The 16,468-nt window shown below is 48.1% G+C and carries 13 protein-coding genes; 4 read left to right on the forward strand and 9 right to left on the reverse strand.

The features are described 5' to 3' along the window. Nucleotides 1-36 precede the first annotated feature (36 nt). Nucleotides 37-885 carry a TetR/AcrR family transcriptional regulator gene (locus tag C5I45_RS16090; RefSeq protein ID WP_032857046.1) on the forward strand — a complete coding sequence of 283 codons (849 nt, stop codon included), beginning with the start codon at nucleotides 37-39 and terminating at the stop codon, nucleotides 883-885. A 62-nt stretch (nucleotides 886-947) separates the two neighbouring features. Here C5I45_RS16090 and gatB read toward each other — a convergent pair whose 3' ends face one another. Genes gatB through gatC form a run of 3 tightly spaced genes read right to left on the reverse strand, consistent with a single transcriptional unit; the run spans nucleotide 948 to nucleotide 4,154 of the window. Then, a complete protein-coding gene (gene gatB, locus C5I45_RS16095) occupies nucleotides 948-2,378 on the reverse strand; it encodes an Asp-tRNA(Asn)/Glu-tRNA(Gln) amidotransferase subunit GatB (RefSeq protein ID WP_015388583.1) in 1,431 nt (476 codons plus the stop codon). Between the two features lie 13 nt (nucleotides 2,379-2,391). Further along, nucleotides 2,392-3,849 carry an Asp-tRNA(Asn)/Glu-tRNA(Gln) amidotransferase subunit GatA gene (gene gatA / locus C5I45_RS16100; RefSeq protein ID WP_007609878.1) on the reverse strand — a complete coding sequence of 486 codons (1,458 nt, stop codon included), beginning with the start codon at nucleotides 3,847-3,849 and terminating at the stop codon, nucleotides 2,392-2,394. 14 nt (nucleotides 3,850-3,863) lie between these two features. After that, nucleotides 3,864-4,154, reverse strand: a complete 291-nt coding sequence (gatC, locus tag C5I45_RS16105) for an Asp-tRNA(Asn)/Glu-tRNA(Gln) amidotransferase subunit GatC (RefSeq protein WP_003155732.1) — start codon at nucleotides 4,152-4,154, stop codon at nucleotides 3,864-3,866. A 425-nt stretch (nucleotides 4,155-4,579) separates the two neighbouring features. On the opposite strand from gatC, the gene putP reads away from it, so the two are divergent. Both putP and C5I45_RS16115 read left to right on the forward strand, forming a co-directional pair. Then, nucleotides 4,580-6,058 carry a sodium/proline symporter PutP gene (gene putP, locus C5I45_RS16110; RefSeq protein ID WP_003155733.1) on the forward strand — a complete coding sequence of 493 codons (1,479 nt, stop codon included), beginning with the start codon at nucleotides 4,580-4,582 and terminating at the stop codon, nucleotides 6,056-6,058. A 120-nt stretch (nucleotides 6,059-6,178) separates the two neighbouring features. Beyond that, a complete protein-coding gene (locus C5I45_RS16115; RefSeq protein ID WP_003155735.1) occupies nucleotides 6,179-6,871 on the forward strand; it encodes an MgtC/SapB family protein in 693 nt (230 codons plus the stop codon). A gap of 38 nt (nucleotides 6,872-6,909) precedes the next feature. On the opposite strand, the gene C5I45_RS16120 is transcribed toward C5I45_RS16115, so the two are convergent. The 5 genes from C5I45_RS16120 to C5I45_RS16140 all read right to left on the reverse strand — a co-directional run bounded on the left by C5I45_RS16120 (nucleotide 6,910) and on the right by C5I45_RS16140 (nucleotide 14,351). After that, nucleotides 6,910-7,905, reverse strand: a complete 996-nt coding sequence (locus C5I45_RS16120) for a phosphotransferase enzyme family protein (RefSeq protein WP_107994507.1) — start codon at nucleotides 7,903-7,905, stop codon at nucleotides 6,910-6,912. A 236-nt stretch (nucleotides 7,906-8,141) separates the two neighbouring features. Then, nucleotides 8,142-9,338, reverse strand: coding sequence for a CamS family sex pheromone protein (locus C5I45_RS16125; protein WP_003155737.1), 1,197 nt, complete (start codon nucleotides 9,336-9,338; stop codon nucleotides 8,142-8,144). Nucleotides 9,339-9,353: 15 nt separating this feature from the next. Further along, entirely contained in the window at nucleotides 9,354-11,360 is a 2,007-nt protein-coding gene (gene ligA / locus C5I45_RS16130; RefSeq protein WP_003155738.1) for an NAD-dependent DNA ligase LigA, read from the reverse strand. 24 nt (nucleotides 11,361-11,384) lie between these two features. Beyond that, the gene (gene pcrA, locus C5I45_RS16135; protein WP_107994508.1) at nucleotides 11,385-13,604 is read right to left on the reverse strand and encodes a DNA helicase PcrA; all 2,220 of its coding nucleotides are present in this window, start codon (nucleotides 13,602-13,604) and stop codon (nucleotides 11,385-11,387) included. Between the two features lie 57 nt (nucleotides 13,605-13,661). Then, nucleotides 13,662-14,351 carry a heptaprenylglyceryl phosphate synthase gene (locus tag C5I45_RS16140; RefSeq protein WP_003155740.1) on the reverse strand — a complete coding sequence of 230 codons (690 nt, stop codon included), beginning with the start codon at nucleotides 14,349-14,351 and terminating at the stop codon, nucleotides 13,662-13,664. Between the two features lie 195 nt (nucleotides 14,352-14,546). Between C5I45_RS16140 and C5I45_RS16150 the strand changes: the two genes are divergently transcribed. Further along, on the forward strand, nucleotides 14,547-16,121 hold the full coding sequence (locus C5I45_RS16150; protein ID WP_003155744.1) for an FMN-binding glutamate synthase family protein: 1,575 nt from the start codon (nucleotides 14,547-14,549) through the stop codon (nucleotides 16,119-16,121). A 34-nt stretch (nucleotides 16,122-16,155) separates the two neighbouring features. On the opposite strand, the gene C5I45_RS16155 is transcribed toward C5I45_RS16150, so the two are convergent. Beyond that, nucleotides 16,156-16,467: a YerC/YecD family TrpR-related protein gene (locus C5I45_RS16155; RefSeq protein WP_003155745.1), complete on the reverse strand. Its 312-nt coding sequence runs from the start codon at nucleotides 16,465-16,467 to the stop codon at nucleotides 16,156-16,158. Nucleotide 16,468 lies beyond the last annotated feature (1 nt).

Below are 16,468 nucleotides of genomic sequence, written 5' to 3' on the forward strand. Positions count from 1 at the left end.
TTTTCTAAATTTTTCAGGATTAAGGGGAAGCACGTCATGAACGAAAAAAAAGAGAAAATCATAAAAACAGGCATCCATTTATTTGCCAAAAAAGGGTTTTCTTCAACAACCATTCAGGAAATCTCCGGTGAATGCGGAATTTCAAAAGGAGCCTTCTATCTCCATTTCAAATCAAAAGAAGACCTTTTGCTGTCAGCATGTGAGTATTACATCGGCATGTCTATGGAAGAAATAAAGAAAATCAAAACAGAACATCAGCATAAACCGCCTAAGGACGTATTCCGAAAACAAATCGCTTATCAATTCCAGGAATTTATGGAGCACAAGGATTTTATCATTCTCTTGCTGAGCGAAAAGGTCATTCCTGAAAATCAAAAGGTCAAACAGTATTTTCATGAGGCCAATATTCAATTTAACATGCTGTATCGGGATGCGTTGCTCTCCGTTTACGGAGATGCCGTCATACCGTTTATAGCGGATGCGTCCGTTATGGCGCAAGGAATAGTGAGCTCCTATATTCATTTCTTGATTTTTAATGAACATACGGCATTCCGGACGGAAAACGTGGCGGCCTTTCTGATTGCCAGAATCGATGACCTGATTATGGGACTGATAAGAGACAATCCCGATCCGCTGCTGCCTGAGGATATCTTCACTCAGCCGGCGGCGGACAGAGAAAGGCTGCTTGCGGATATTCAAAAGATAAAAGCACAGCAGGGGCTGCCTGAGGACGTCCTCGTATCGCTTGAAGTCATTGAAGAGGAATACGCAAAGGAAGAGCCGCGAAAACCGATTATTAAAGGAATGCTGTCCAACTTGGCAGGCAGCGGAAATGAGCAGATTGAAACGCTGCGGTCTTCCATTGAAACCTATTTCAGCTTATAAAAAAAGAGACCGGCGCTTACCGGTCTCCGTGTCAGCAGCGCCCTTTCAGGCGGCTGCTTTTTTTATCGTTTTTTGATTTCTTCAAGTAAGATTTTGTTGACCATCGGCGGGTTGGCCTGTCCTTTTGAGGCTTTCATAATCTGCCCGACAAGGAAGCCGATCGCGCGGTCTTTTCCGTTTTTGAAGTCTTCAATTGACTGCGGGTTGCTGTCAAGCGCATCTGTTACCAGCTTCAGAAGCACGCTTTCGTCAGAAATCTGCACGAGGCCTTTTTCTTTAACGATTTTTTCTGCGTCGCCGCCTTTTTCAATTAATTCTTTAAAGACTTTCTTCGCGATTTTGGACGAGATGGTTCCTTTTTCAATCAGCTTAATCATGCCGGCAAGGCCTTCAGGAGTCAGTGCGACATCCTCAAGCTCTTTTTGTTCGGCATTCAGGTAAGCTGACACTTCACCCATCAGCCAGTTTGATGCCTGCTTGGCTTCCGCGCCTTTATTGACCGTTTCTTCGAAGAAATCAGCCATTTCTTTCGTCAGCGTCAGAACCATTGCGTCATAAGCCGGCAGACCGAGCTCTTCGATATAACGCTTGCGGCGCTCGTCCGGAAGCTCAGGAATGGTTGCTCTTACGCGTTCTTTCCATTCGTCATCAATGCAGAGCTCGACAAGGTCAGGCTCAGGGAAATAACGATAGTCGTCCGAACCTTCTTTGACACGCATCAAAATGGTTTTTTTCGTCGCTTCATCGTAGCGGCGCGTCTCCTGCTGAATGACTCCGCCTGACAGGAGCACCTGCTCTTGGCGTTTCTCTTCATGCTCAAGTCCTTTTTGCACGAACGCGAAGGAATTCAGGTTTTTCAGCTCCGTTTTTGTGCCGAATTTCTCCTGGCCGATCGGACGGAGGGAAATGTTGGCGTCACAGCGCAGTGAACCTTCTTCCATTTTACAGTCGGAAACACCTGTGTATTGGATAATTGATTTCAGCTTTTCGAGATATGCGTAAGCTTCCTCAGGTGTGCGGATATCCGGCTCAGATACAATCTCGACAAGCGGCGTGCCCTGGCGGTTGAAGTCAACGAGGGAATAGCCGTCGCCCGTATGCGTCAGTTTTCCCGCATCTTCTTCAAGGTGAAGACGGGTAATGCCGATTTTTTTCGTTTTTCCGCCGACTTCGATTTCAATCCAGCCGTTTTCGCCGATCGGCTTGTCAAATTGAGATATTTGATATGCCTTCGGGTTGTCCGGGTAGAAATAGTTTTTTCGGTCAAACTTCGTATCCGTTGCGATTTCACAGTTCAAAGCCATTGCGGCTTTCATCGCGAATTCGACCGCTTCTTTGTTCAAAACGGGCAGCACGCCGGGATAGCCGAGGTCGATGACGCTTGTTTGGGTATTCGCTTCCGCGCCGAATGGCGTCGGTGAGCTTGAGAAAATTTTAGATTTTGTTTTTAATTCCACATGGACTTCAAGTCCGATTACCGTTTCAAAGTTCACTTCATTTCACCCCTTACAGTTCAGGTTTCGCTTTATGATGATCTGTTGCCTGCTCAAAAGCATGAGCGACGCGGTATACAGTGCCTTCATCGAAGTGTTTTCCGATGATTTGCAGTCCGAGCGGCAGTCCGTCCGCAAATCCGCACGGCACGCTGATTCCCGGCACACCCGCGAGGTTGACAGGGATCGTTAAAATATCGTTGGCGTACATTGTGAGCGGATCGCTGGTTTTTTCGCCGATTTTGAATGCCGGTGTCGGCGTTGTCGGTCCGACGATGACATCGTATTTCTCAAATACGTCTTCAAAATCTTTTTTAATAAGCGTGCGCACTTTTTGCGCTTTTTTGTAATACGCGTCATAGTAGCCGGAGCTGAGCGCGAAGGTGCCGAGCATGATGCGGCGCTTCACTTCGTTGCCGAAGCCTTCTGAGCGTGTCTGTTTATAAAGGTCGATCAGGTTGTCCGCATTGTCTGAGCGGTAGCCGTAGCGGATGCCGTCAAAGCGCGCAAGGTTTGCAGACGCTTCGGAAGAAGACAGCAGATAATACGTCGCAAGCGCGTATTTGCTGTGCGGCAGAGATACTTCTTCCCATGTCGCTCCGAGGTCTTCAAGCACTTTTAAAGCGGCTAAAACCGATTCTTTCGCTTCTTTGCCGACGCCTTCTCCGAGATATTCTTTCGGTACGGCGATTTTTAAGCCTTTAATATCGCCAGTTAATGAAGAAAGAAAGTCCGGCACTTCGACATTGGCGCTCGTAGAGTCCATTTTGTCCGGACCTGAAATCGCCTGAAGCAGGAATGCGTTATCTTCTACGTTTCTTGTGATCGGTCCGATCTGGTCAAGTGAAGACGCAAAAGCGACCAAACCGTAACGTGACACGCGTCCGTATGTAGGCTTTAATCCGACGACGCCGCAGAAAGAAGCCGGCTGACGGATGGAGCCGCCCGTATCAGATCCGAGTGAAAACGGCACTTCTCCGGCTGCAACCGCAGCTGCGGAACCGCCGCTTGATCCGCCGGGAACCGTATCGAGATTCCAAGGGTTTTTCGTCGCTTTGTACGCGGAGTTTTCAGTAGAAGAACCCATCGCGAACTCGTCCATATTCAGCTTTCCGATTGTGACGGCTTCAGCGGCCTGAAGGCGTTCCACAACTGTCGCATCGTAAATCGGATCGAAGTTTTCGAGGATTTTGCTTGAGCATGTTGTGCGAAGCCCTTTGGTCACGATGTTGTCTTTGACGCCGATCGGCATTCCGAAGAGAAGACCGTGTTCAGACCGTCCGTCAACCGCTTCGTCAAGTTCTTTCGCGTAAGCGCGGGCTCTTTCTTCATCAAGCTGTAAAAACGCCTGCACCTTATCATCCACGGATGCGATCCGTTTGTAAGATTCATCAACAAGATCGGAAATCTTGATTTCTTTTTTATGTATCATTTGTTTCAGTTCTGTGATTTTGTGATCAAATAATGACATACTGTCTCCCTCCTTTAATCCAGAATAGATGGCACACGGACATAGCCGTCTTTATGATCGGGAGCATTTTTCATGACATCCTCGACCGGAAGGCCTTTACCCGCTTCATCTTCTCTCATTACGTTTTTCATTTTCAGCACGTGTGTTGTCGGTTCCACGTTATCCGTGTCCACTTCATTAAGCTCCTCGGCAAACGAGATGATGCTGTCAAGCTGTTCTGTGAACATTTCAGCTTCTTCATCCGTAATGGCGAGTCTCGCCAAATGAGCGACATGCTTTACTTCTTCTATAGAAATTCGTGACATAAGATCCACCTCCGCATAATTCTCCGTTTCGTCATATAATACTGATCATATCAAAAACGAGCCCTCTAAAGCAACAAAACGCCGCCTTCTGAGGCATGATGAAACCCTCTCTATTTTATCCTAAATCGGGGAGAAAGAGAAACGAATTATATGTCAGAAAATTTTTACTTTTATAATTTATTGGTAGCGTTTTCATCTTTAAGCTGTTCTAGGTTGGCGGGGATTTTTCCCTTGAGCGGGCCAGGTTTCGAGAGTTGATTGATCGGGGATACTTTGTTAGGTTTAGTAACCATAGCCGGCACTAAATCATGCGATCCCCATCGAAAGATGACTAAAGGCAGGCTGGATCGCCGGCACATATTCCGGCACTACTAATCTACAGAGGTGATGCAACATTTACATGAAAGAAGAGAGGGTCCAAAAACGTGAGTATTGAATTAATTATATCTCTTGGCATTTACTTTGCCGCCATGCTGTTAATCGGCTGGTACGCATTCAGAAAGACAACGAATATTAATGATTACATGCTGGGCGGAAGAGGACTCGGTCCGTTCGTAACGGCACTGTCCGCAGGTGCGGCGGATATGAGCGCATGGATGCTGATGGGAGTTCCCGGCGCAATGTTCGCAACGGGGCTATCGACCTTATGGCTGGCGCTCGGTTTGACGATCGGCGCGTATTCAAATTATCTGCTGCTTGCTCCGAGGCTGCGCGCTTACACGGAAGTTGCGGATGATGCGATTACGATTCCCGATTTTTTCGATAAACGGTTCCGCCACTCGTCATCATTGCTGAAAATTGTTTCCGCCGTGATTATTATGATCTTTTTCACACTGTACACATCGTCCGGGATGGTATCCGGAGGCAGGTTATTTGAATCGGCATTCGGCGCCGACTACAAATTCGGTTTGTTTTTAACGGCGGGTGTAGTTGTGCTTTATACGCTGTTTGGCGGTTTCCTCGCTGTCAGTCTGACTGACTTTGTACAGGGAGCGATCATGTTTGCGGCATTAGTGCTTGTGCCGATCGTTGCTTTTACCCAGCTCGGGAGCGTTTCAACGACGATTGATTCGATCAACGCCGTTAACCCGAAACTATTGGATATCTTTAAAGGCGCGAGCGTCATTAGCATTATTTCTTATTTGGCATGGGGACTCGGCTATTACGGCCAGCCTCATATCATCGTACGATTTATGGCGATTAAAGAAGTGAAAGATTTAAAACCCGCTCGCAGAATCGGGATGAGCTGGATGTTTATTTCAGTTGTCGGCTCATTGCTGACCGGGATTATCGGGGTTGCGTATTCTCATCACTTCGGGGTCTCCGTAAAAGATCCGGAAACGATTTTCATTATTTTTTCTAAAATCTTGTTCCATCCGCTGATTACGGGCTTCTTGCTGTCCGCGATTTTAGCGGCGATCATGAGTTCCATTTCCTCACAGCTTCTCGTAACGGCAAGCGCCATTACGGAAGATTTATACCGCGCCTTTTTCAGACGGGAAGCGAGCGATAAAGAATTGGTCATGACCGGACGCCTGTCGGTATTGATCGTGGCCGTTATCGCCATCCTGCTTTCCATGAATCCGAACAGCACCATTCTTGATCTGGTCGGATATGCGTGGGCTGGCTTCGGTTCGGCTATCGGCCCCGCGCTCTTGCTCAGTCTGTACTGGAAACGGATGAATGAATGGGGAGCGCTTGCGGCGATGATTACCGGGGCCGCGGCCGTTTTAATCTGGATTACGACAGGGCTTGCCGCTTCAACCGGCGTATACGAAATCATTCCTGGGTTCTTCCTCAGTCTGATTGCCGGTATTGCCGTCAGCCTGCTGACCAAAAAACCGGCCGATGCTTCTTATCAGCTGTTCAGCCGGATGGAAGCTCTTTTGAAAAACAAGAAATAGACAAAAAGCCGTCAGATTTTATCCCTGACGGCTTTTTTCTTCCGCACTTGTCCTGCTATAAATACTGTGAGAAAATCATATCAATTTATTATAAGAAAAATTGCGGAGGTGCTGTGCAAATTGAGCTGGCCTATCGAACCAGACATTTTATTAAAGCTGGGCATTGCCACGCTGATCGGCATGATCATCGGTCTTGAACGCGAACTGAAAAACAAACCGCTCGGACTGAAAACCTGTATCGTCATCGCCGTCAGCTCCTGTATGCTGACGATCGTCAGCATTAATGCGGCATATCATTTCCCGAAATATTACCGTATCATGATGGATCCGCTCCGCCTTCCCGCCCAAATCATTTCCGGCGTCGGTTTTATCGGCGCGGGCGTGATCCTGCGTAAAAGCAATGACGTCATATCCGGCCTGACGACATCGGCTATCATCTGGGGCGCGGCCGGGCTGGGTCTGGCTACAGGCGCCGGCTTTTATAAAGAAGCGTTCGCAAGCCTCTTGTTTATCCTGATCAGTGTCGAATTTCTTCCGTGGCTGATCAGAAAAATCGGTCCCAACCGCTTGAAGGAAAAGGATATCCGCGTGAGAATGTCTCTTTCCGATAAAGACAAAATGACCGAGATTTTAAAGGAAATGAAAAGCAAACAGCTCCGCATTCACTCCGTCCGGATTGATGACCTGGGTGAAAAAGAATTTCCGATTATGGAAGTGAAAGTCAGTGTTCATAAAAACCGCTACACCACTGACGTCTATTATGATATTAAAGAAATTCAGGGCGTCGTCGGAGTGAAATGTGATACGTTATAAAAAACGCCGGGCTGGATTCAGCCGGCGTTTTTTTCTATTTATACGAATGCAGAAAATTGATACTCCGTAATCGGTGTTTCATTTTCGATATCGCGCCTGAAGGCTTTCAGCATCCCGAGTTCCTCGTCCCCGAGTGAATTGAGGTCAAACGCCTGATGCAATAATCCGTAGATCAGCATATGGCGCAGCCGGAGGAAATCCGGGATGTGTTCAAACCATGCGGAATCAAGGTCATTTTCTTCCCTGTAGCCTTTCATAAAGTGAGTCATGAATTCACCCGTAAACGCGGCCTTGTCTTCATACGGGATGACCGGATACCACAACATGTTGTACAGCAGAATACTGATATCATTCACAAACCAATTGTAGCCGATATCATCAAAATCAAATGCAGTGATTTTTCCGTTGTCCCAATTAAAATTGCCATGATGCAGATCGGCGTGCACAAGGCCGTAGTTTTCAGGATTCTTCGGCAAACGGCGCAGTTTTTCCATTAGAGCATCCGCCCGCTCAAATACGAGACGCTGATCTGCGGGTACGTATTTTCTCAGCTTCAGCTGCTCCTCTTCATCCCATTCCTGCCTTTTATATGCCGGATCGCTCAGACGGTAGCTTTTCGTCAGCCGGTGCATGTTCCCCGTGTACTTTCCAAGCTGGTAAAACAGAGTTCCGTTCCAGTCTGATTCCTCCACTTTGCGTCCGGGCGCTTTTTCATAGACTCTTAATAAAAACGCTCCGCCTTTTCCGTCGGGCACTTCTTCGACATCTTTGCCATTTAATGAAGGAATCGGCTTTGCTACTGAAAGCCCTCCCTTTGCCAGATGATGAAGCCATTCCATTTCTCCGAGAATATATTCCAGCGTTCTTCTGATCGTATGCGTAATTTTTAAGATATACGGTTCGTTATCTTTCACAATTTCATATACGTAGTTCTCTGCGTCCGCAATAAATTGAAACTTGGTAAATCCGTATATTTCACCGGCTTCAGCCAGCACCTTATCTTCCTCAAAAATCGCTTTAATATCTTTATGCATGCTGATTCACCCTTTTCATAACATTTGTAGGCGGTGTGTGTACTCAGCAAATGTCATTCATCAACATTCCTGCCCTTCTTTTTTCACAGCAGATTCGTAACATCCGCTCAGAAATGAAATGTGTTTTCCTGTTAATTCCTAATTATACAAATATCTTAACATATCTCATTCCTCTCTCCAACGATATTCACACTAAAAAACCCTTGCTCATACAGAAATGAACAAGGGCATCTTGGTTAATCGTAAATATGGACGGTCGGTTCTTTGTCACCCGCATTGCGGACGATCAGCGCTTCCTGCCCGTCAGACGAGGTAATGTTAATTTCGACATCAACTGAGCCTTTTGAATAATAATCCATCAGCTCACCTGTTAAGTATTGGGTGAAGGCGATGACTTCGCTTTTCCCGTAAAATTGCATCGGGATTTCAATCTTCATTTTTCTCATTTCATCGTTTTCGTACATTGCCGTTCCGACAACTCCGGTGTAATTCGGGAAGTAGCTGTCGATGGCGTTTTTGAAGCGTTTAAACACTTCGGAATCATCAGGGTATTTCTTTGCCGTGTCTGTATCCGCCGGATAGAAGACGTACTTTTCTTTGACATCATCCCAGTTTGAAATGGTGGATGAGCCGGCCTTGACTTCTGTTTTCGCAATGTAATTCCCCGGTACGATTGATGTTTTCGGCGCTTGTTTATAAAGGGCGACGGTAATCGGCACATTTTTCAGGTTATCCATTTTCCGAAGGCGGTTAACGACTTCCTGTGCGATTTCTTCGCCGTGGCTGCGGATCGTTTTGTCGCTGAGCTCCACTTCCTGCTGCGGATCACCTGTGTTTTCGCGGTAATAGTATACAGAGTTGAGAGCGAGACCGATCATGACACCGCCAAGCTGGATAGAATTTTTATCTTTTCTTACTAAGTAATCCTGCTCAAGCATGGACGCTAAGTAAATCGGGCTGTTTTCGTTTTTCTCTTTTGCTGATCCCGAGCTTGGCAGCACCGGGTTTAAGCCGAGATTCTGGAAATTGGCGTCTGCCTTTTTCGCCTTTTTCAGATCACTGCCCTCTTTTTTGCGGTCAAGCCAGCTGAGTACCGTGTCCTCATCTAAATACTGGCCTTCCTGATACAAATAGTCATCCGTCGGGAACGTGTCTTGAGCGAGCCGCATCAGCCCCGTCTCGAATTCATCGATGTCCAGCCTCGTGTTCAGCCGGTCCGCGGTCAGGCCGCGCGCTTTTCCGGCCTTAAACGGGAGCACCATTTTATAGTAGGAATCAGAGATATTATATTTCGGTATGATCGCTTTTTCAGAAGACTTTGCCGTTTTCTGCGTGATCTCTTCCTCTTTTTTTCCCCCGAAACTCGGCGAACAGGCCGACAGCATGAGTACTGCCGCCGTTGCCGTCGCCGCCAATGCCAACATCTTTTTCAATAGAAAACACTCCTCTTATTTCTTTAGCTCTCCCAATAGCTGTGCTTCATTCCATACTTCAATGTTTAATTCCTGCGCTTTTGTCAGCTTGCTTCCGGCCGCTTCTCCGGCAATCAGCAAGTCTGTTTTTTTGCTGACAGATCCCGTCAGCTTTCCGCCGAGCGCTTCAATCTGCGCCTTGGCTTCATTTCTGGACAGCTCTTCAAGCTTTCCGGTTAACACGATGGTTTTGCCGGCAAAATAAGAGTCGCTGTCCTCCGCTTTTACTTTTTTCGGGCCTTTGTAGAGTGTGTTCACACCGAGTTCCTCAAGTTCATTCAAAAGCTCAAGCATTTCCTCTTTGCGGAAATAGGTGATAACGGCATCGGCCATCTTTTCGCCGATTTCATCTACCGCAAGCAGCTCTTCTTCCGTGGCTTGTTTCAGATTTTCCAGGCTTTCAAAATGCATGGCCAGTGTTTTGGCCGCTTTTGAGCCGATAAAACGGATGCCGAGACCGAACAGCAGGCGTTCCAGCGAATTCTCTTTCGACTTTTGGATGGAGCTGATCAGATTGTCAGTTGATTTTTCCCCCATCCGCTCAAGCCGGATGACCTGTTCTTTCGTCAGCTTATACAAATCAGCGACATTACGGACGAGGTGTTCACGGAAAAGCTGTGTAATGACACGTTCTCCGAGTCCGTCAATATTCATCGCGTTGCGTGAGACAAAGTGAATCAGGCCTTCTCTGATTTGCGCCGGACATTCCGGATTGATGCAGCGCAGCGCGACTTCCCCTTCAATGCGGACAAGTTCGCTTTCGCACTCAGGGCAGCTGGTCGGCATATTGAATTCTTTTTCTTCCCCGGTCCGCTGTTCAATTAAGACATTGACGACCTCAGGGATGATGTCGCCCGCTTTTTTGACGACCACTTTATCGAGAATGCGGATATCCTTCTCTTTAATTAAATCTTCGTTATGAAGGGATGCTCTTGAGACCGTCGTTCCCGCGACTTTTACCGGTTCCAGAACGGCGGTCGGCGTAATAACGCCCGTTCTTCCGACATTCAGTTCGATATCGAGCAGTTTTGTCACGACCTCTTCAGCCGGGAATTTGTAAGCAATCGCCCAGCGCGGGCTTTTTGCCGTATACCCGAGTTCTTCCTGCTGGTCGAGCGAATCGACTTTGATGACGATTCCGTCAATTTCATAAGGGAGATCGGCCCGCTTCGCCTGCAGCTCTTCGATCATTTCAATGACTTCATCTATCGTGTCGCATTTTTTCCGTTCCTGGTTTGTTTTAAAACCGAGCTCATCCAGAAAATCCAGGCCCTGACTCTGTGTTTCCACACCCATCTCGTCAAGCTCCGCTATACTGTAGACGAAGATGTCAAGATTTCGTTTCGCTGCAATTTTCGGATCGAGCTGTCTGAGTGAGCCCGCAGCCGCGTTCCGGGGATTGGCGAACGGCTCCTCTTCATGTTTCAGCCTTTCCTCATTGAGCGCTTCAAATGACTGTTTCGGCATGTACGCCTCTCCGCGCACTTCTATGGAAAGATTACGTTTCATTTTCAGCGGAATGTTGCGGATCGTTTTTAAGTTTTCGGTGATATCTTCGCCCGTCGTTCCGTCTCCTCTTGTCGCGCCTCTGACGAAATAGCCGTCTTCATAACGGAGAGAAACAGCAAGACCGTCTATTTTCAGCTCCACATTGTAAGCGACGCCGTCACCGACAGCCTGACGGACGCGGCGGTCAAAATCGCGGAGATCATCATCGTTAAATGCGTTGCCGAGACTGAGCATCGGCGTGCCGTGCTGCACCTTTTGAAAAGATTCAAGCACCGCTCCCCCGACCCGCTGTGTGGGCGAATCAGGCGTTCTGAGCTCCGGGTGCTCTTCCTCTATGGCAATCAGCTCCTGCATCAGTCTGTCGTACTCGGAATCCGGCACGCTCGGTTCATCTAAGGTGTAATATTCATAACTGTACTGATCGATGGTGCGGCGCAATTCTTCTGCCCGGTGTTTCGCTGTTTCTTTGTCCATCATGTTCTTCCTTTCCTCTTCAGGTTACTGCTTTTCAATCGGCGCAAAAGCGGCAAGCAGACGCTTCACGCCGACTGGGCTCGGGAATGCGATATCAAGCTCGGTGCTTTCGCCTTCTCCTTTTACGCTGACAACCGTTCCGGTGCCCCATTTTTTATGGCCCGCTTTATCGCCGACCGCCCAGCTGAGCGAGTCGCCGCCTGTTTTGTTCGCATAGGAAACGGGACGGGATACGGGCCCGCGTTTCGGCTGCACTTTTCTTCCCGGCTGCATGCGAGGTGTTTTCTTCTCATTTAGGTTCTCCAATAAATCGCCAGGTATTTCCCTGATAAAGCGGGATTCCGGATTCATATTGGTGCGGCCGAATAAGGTGCGCATTTTGGCATTCGTTAAATACAGTTCTTCTTCCGCCCTCGTAATGCCTACATATGCGAGCCTGCGTTCTTCTTCCATCTCGGCTTCTTCCATCAGGGAGCGGCTGTGCGGGAACACGCCTTCTTCCATGCCCATTAAGAACACGACAGGAAATTCAAGCCCCTTAGCGGCGTGCAGTGTCATTAAAGTGACGGCATCCTTTCCGCCTGATTCCTCTTCCTTCTGGTCGAGCTGGTCAATATCCGCAATCAACGCCAAATCAGTCAGAAACGCGACGAGAGACTTGTCTTCGCTTTTTTGTTCGAAGTTTTTCGTCACGGAAAGAAACTCGTCGATATTTTCAAGGCGGCTTTGGGCTTCGATTGATTTTTCGGCCTTCAGCATTTCTCTGTATTCCGTTTTCTCGAGAATTTCTTCCGTGAGTTCCGTAATGGACAGGTAATCCTGCATGTTCGTCAGATTTTCAATCATCGCGCCAAAGCTGTCAAGCGCGTTTGCCGCTTTCGCGCTGACACCGATGAAATCAACCTGTTTGATCGCCTGGAACATTGACATTCCGTTCATCGCCGCATATGAAGCGATTTTTTCTAGCGAAGTGGCGCCGACGCCCCGCTTCGGCACATTGACGATCCGCGTAAAACTGATGTCGTCGTCCGGGTTTGACACAAGGCGCAGGTATGCGAGAATGTCTTTAATTTCTTTCCTGTCGTAGAACTTGGTTCCGCCGACGATATTGTAGTTCAGTCCGGATTTTAAAAGGGTTTCCTCAATGACGCGCGACTGGGCGTTTGTCCGGTATAAAATCGCGATATCGGAAAGCTTCCGCCGGCCCGAGCTGTGCAGCTCATAAATTTTGCCCGCGACGAATTGGCCTTCGCCGAATTCATTGTCGCCGCTGTAATAAGAAAGCTTGATGCCTTCGTCATTTTCCGTCCACAGGTTTTTCGGCTTGCGGTTTGAGTTGTTTTTGATCACTTCGTTAGCCGCTTGCAGAATCCGCTTTGTTGAGCGGTAGTTTTGCTCGAGCAGAATCACGTTTGCGCTCGGATAATCTTTTTCAAAGGAAAGGATATTCGCGATATCCGCTCCGCGCCATCTGTAAATGGACTGGTCGGAGTCACCGACGACGCAGATATTTTCAAGGCGGGCCGCAAGCTGCTTCACAAGCAGGTATTGCGCCCTGTTCGTATCCTGATACTCGTCTACGTGAATGTACTGGAATTTGCGCTGATAAAACTCAAGCACTTCCGGCACACGCTCAAAAAGCTTAATCGTCGTCATGATTAAATCATCAAAATCGAGCGATTGGTTTTTCAGCAGTTTTTTCTGATAATCGGTATACACGTCACTCGTGACCTGATCGTAGTAGCCGCCGGCCGTTTTTGCGAATTCCTCAGGTTCGATCAGCTCGTTTTTTGCGCTGCTGATGGAGCCTAAAATACTTCTCGGATCAAACTTTTTCGGATCGATATTCCGCTCTTTCAAAATCCCTTTAATAACGGAAAGCTGATCAGCCGTATCAAGAATGGAGAAGTTTCGGTTGATGCCGATTCTGTCAATATCCCTGCGCAGAATCCGCACGCACATGCTGTGGAAGGTGGAAATCCAGATTTCATCCGCGCCGGGTCCGAGAATGCTCTCCACCCGCTCCTTCATTTCTCTGGCGGCTTTATTTGTAAAGGTAATCGCCAGAATGTTCCATGGCGCCACGTGTTTTTCCGCCATTAAGTATGCGATTCTGTGCGTCAGCACACGTGTTTTTCCGCTTCCCGCGCCCGCCATCAGAAGCAGCGGACCGTCCGTCGTCTTGACCGCTTCCTGCTGAACGGGATTTAATCCGCTTAATAATTGATTGCTAATGTAATTCATATCCGTTCACCGCCTATCAAACATATGTTCTATCATAAATCAATTTCGTCCGCTTGGCTACTTTGTCTTTACAGCCGCCACCGTTTTGAGCGCCTGATCAAAATCTTCATATACGGCATTTCCGACAACGATGACATCGGCATGACGGCCGAACCGTTCCGCCGTTTCCGCGTCTTTAATGCCGCCTCCGTAAAACAGAACGGACTTGTCCAGCACAGCCTTCGTTTTCTCCACCGTTTCTATGTCCGCCAGCATCCCGCTGTATTCCAGATAAAAAATCGGGAGATGAAGCAAATGTTCCGCGACCCGCGCATAGGCGAGAATATCTTCTGTTTCTATATGTGTATCCGCCTCCGTCAAAGCGGCCGCCTTACAATCAGGGTTGACGATGCAGTAGCCCTCCGTCACGATTTCCTCCATTGACATGAGCTCTCCGTATTCTTTCATCGCCTGATGATGCATGCCGACAATCCAGTCCGCCTTTTTGCTGTTGAGCACACTCGGAATGAAATAAAGATCAAACCCGGGCACAATGGAATCAATCGTCGACACCTCAAGTACGCACGGCACTAAAAACCGCCGCACCTTTGACATCAGTCTCAGCACATTGTCCTCGGTGATATTGTCGCTTCCTCCGATCACAATGGCGTCAGTCCCTGATTCACAAAGCCGTTCCAGCTGTTCATCCGGTAAATCTTTATTCGGATCGAGTTTAAAAACATGCTTCCACTCGTTAACATCGTACATGCGTTTTCGTTCCTCCATTCGTTTCTTGCCATTTAAACATTATAACAAATTCGTTTGGCCCGGAAAAACGGAAAAAGACGTCATTCACCTGATTCACAAAAAAAGATTGCGCTCCGCCGGACGGGAAACGGCTATGTTTGAAAACAGACAAAATGTGGAATGTCAAAGAGAAAAAAGGCAAGGAGTCTGATCTCAATGGAACAAGCCATTATCGTACTGATTTGTATATTGATTTTTATTATTTTAGTTCCCGCCGCATTGTTTCTCTGGATTTACATAAGAGACGAAAAGCAGGAAGAACATTCAGTGCTGCGCAATTATCCCGCAGCGGGAAAACTGCGCTATATATTTGAAAAAATCGGACCTGAGCTGCGGCAGTATTTATTCAGCAATGATAACGAAGAACAGCCGTTTTCCCGGAGAGAATATGAACAGACGGTCATGTCGGGAAAGTATAAAAGCAGAATGATGGGCTTCGGCTCAGAACGGGATTTCGATCAGCCGGGCTATTATATCCGTAACGCCCTCTTCCCAAAACAAAGGGAGGAGCTGCGCACAGATCAGACGCCGAAGATCGACACGATGGTATACAAGATTGACAAAGACAACCTGCTGAAACGCAGCGAACACCGCGAAAAAGCAAAAGCGGACCCTTATTACCTGCATCCGGACGATGTGCAAGTGATCGGCCGCGACACATGCAAGAAACCGTTTTATGTAAAAGGGTTAATCGGACAATCAGCGATGAGCTACGGCTCACTTGGCGACCGGGCAATCACCGCCCTGTCAAAAGGGCTGCACCAGGCCGGCGGCACATGGATGAATACAGGCGAAGGCGGCCTGTCTGAGTATCACTTGAAAGGCGGCGCGGATATTATCTGCCAAATCGGCCCCGGGCTGTTCGGCGTGCGCACTGAAGATGGAGAATTTTCATGGGAAGAATTTAAGAAAAAAAGCCGCCTCGAGCAGATTAAAGCCTTTGAATTAAAGCTTGCGCAAGGGGCGAAAGCAAGAGGCGGTCATATTGACGGTTCAAAGGTGACCGAAGAAATTGCCGCCATCAGAAATGTGCAGCCCGGACAATCCATTGACAGTCCAAACCGCTTCAACGAGTTCTCAAATGTTCCGGACATGCTTGATTTCATTGAGAAATTAAGAACTGTCGGTGAAAAACCGGTCGGCATCAAAATTGTCCCGGGCAGCCGCAAAGACCTTGAAGACCTTATTTCCTGTATGAGTTCATCAGGCAAACTTCCCGACTTTATTACGATTGACGGCAGTGAAGGGGGAACGGGAGCTTCTTTCCATGAGCTGGCGGATTCCGTCGGCCTGCCGATTCTGACCGGCCTCCCCCTTGTTGACGGCCTTTTGAAGACATACGGTATAAGAGATAGGCTGAAAATTTTCGCATCCGGAAAGCTGCTCACTCCCGATAAGATTGCCGTTGCCCTCGCGTTAGGCGCGGATTTTGTCAATATTGCCCGGGGAATGATGTTTTCAGTCGGCTGTATCCGCGCTCAAGTATGCCACACCAATCATTGTCCTGTCGGAGTGGCGACAACCGATCCAAAACTTCAGCGCGCGCTCAGTATCGAGGATAAACAGCATCGCGTCTGCAACTACGTGCTCTCGTTGCGTGAAGGGCTGTTTCATCTTGCCGCGGCGGCGGGTATCAGCTCGCCGATTCATTTCTCAGCTGAACACATCGTATACCGGGAGGAAGACGGAAGCCTGAGGGAACTTCCCGGCCTTTTGAATCAGCACGCATAAAAAAACCGCCTGCCGTCATCGGCAGAGCGGTTTTTTACGTAGCTGAGGAGGATTCTCCTTTGTTTACGCGGTCAAGCGCCATTTCATAGGCGTCGTTCCCGTAATTTAAGCAGCGCTTCACCCGGGAAATCGTCGCTGTGGAAGCACCCGTTTCGCTTTCAATTTTGTGATACGTATTTCCTTCGCGGAGCATTCTCGCCACTTCCAAACGCTGCGCCAGCGATTGGATTTCATTAATCGTACAAAGATCGTCAAAGAAACGATAGCATTCCTCCAGATCTTTCAGCGATAAAATAGATAAAAATAACTGGTCCAGTTCTTTTCCGCGTAATTTATCGATTTGCATC

Origin of the sequence: Bacillus sp. ZY-1-1, assembly GCF_003047165.1 — a bacterium.
Lineage (GTDB): Bacteria > Bacillota > Bacilli > Bacillales > Bacillaceae > Bacillus > Bacillus velezensis.

Coding starts and splice junctions, on each gene's coding strand:
- C5I45_RS16140 (WP_003155740.1), bottom strand. CDS start 14,351: ATGTACGATGTTAACGAGTGGAAGCATGTTTTTAAACTCGATCCGAAT.
- C5I45_RS16150 (WP_003155744.1), top strand. CDS start 14,547: ATGGAACAAGCCATTATCGTACTGATTTGTATATTGATTTTTATTATT.
- C5I45_RS16155 (WP_003155745.1), bottom strand. CDS start 16,467: ATGCAAATCGATAAATTACGCGGAAAAGAACTGGACCAGTTATTTTTA.
- gatC (WP_003155732.1), bottom strand. CDS start 4,154: ATGTCACGAATTTCTATAGAAGAAGTAAAGCATGTCGCTCATTTGGCG.
- pcrA (WP_107994508.1), bottom strand. CDS start 13,604: ATGAATTACATTAGCAATCAATTATTAAGCGGATTAAATCCCGTTCAG.
- C5I45_RS16090 (WP_032857046.1), top strand. CDS start 37: ATGAACGAAAAAAAAGAGAAAATCATAAAAACAGGCATCCATTTATTT.
- gatA (WP_007609878.1), bottom strand. CDS start 3,849: ATGTCATTATTTGATCACAAAATCACAGAACTGAAACAAATGATACAT.
- ligA (WP_003155738.1), bottom strand. CDS start 11,360: ATGGACAAAGAAACAGCGAAACACCGGGCAGAAGAATTGCGCCGCACC.
- C5I45_RS16120 (WP_107994507.1), bottom strand. CDS start 7,905: ATGCATAAAGATATTAAAGCGATTTTTGAGGAAGATAAGGTGCTGGCT.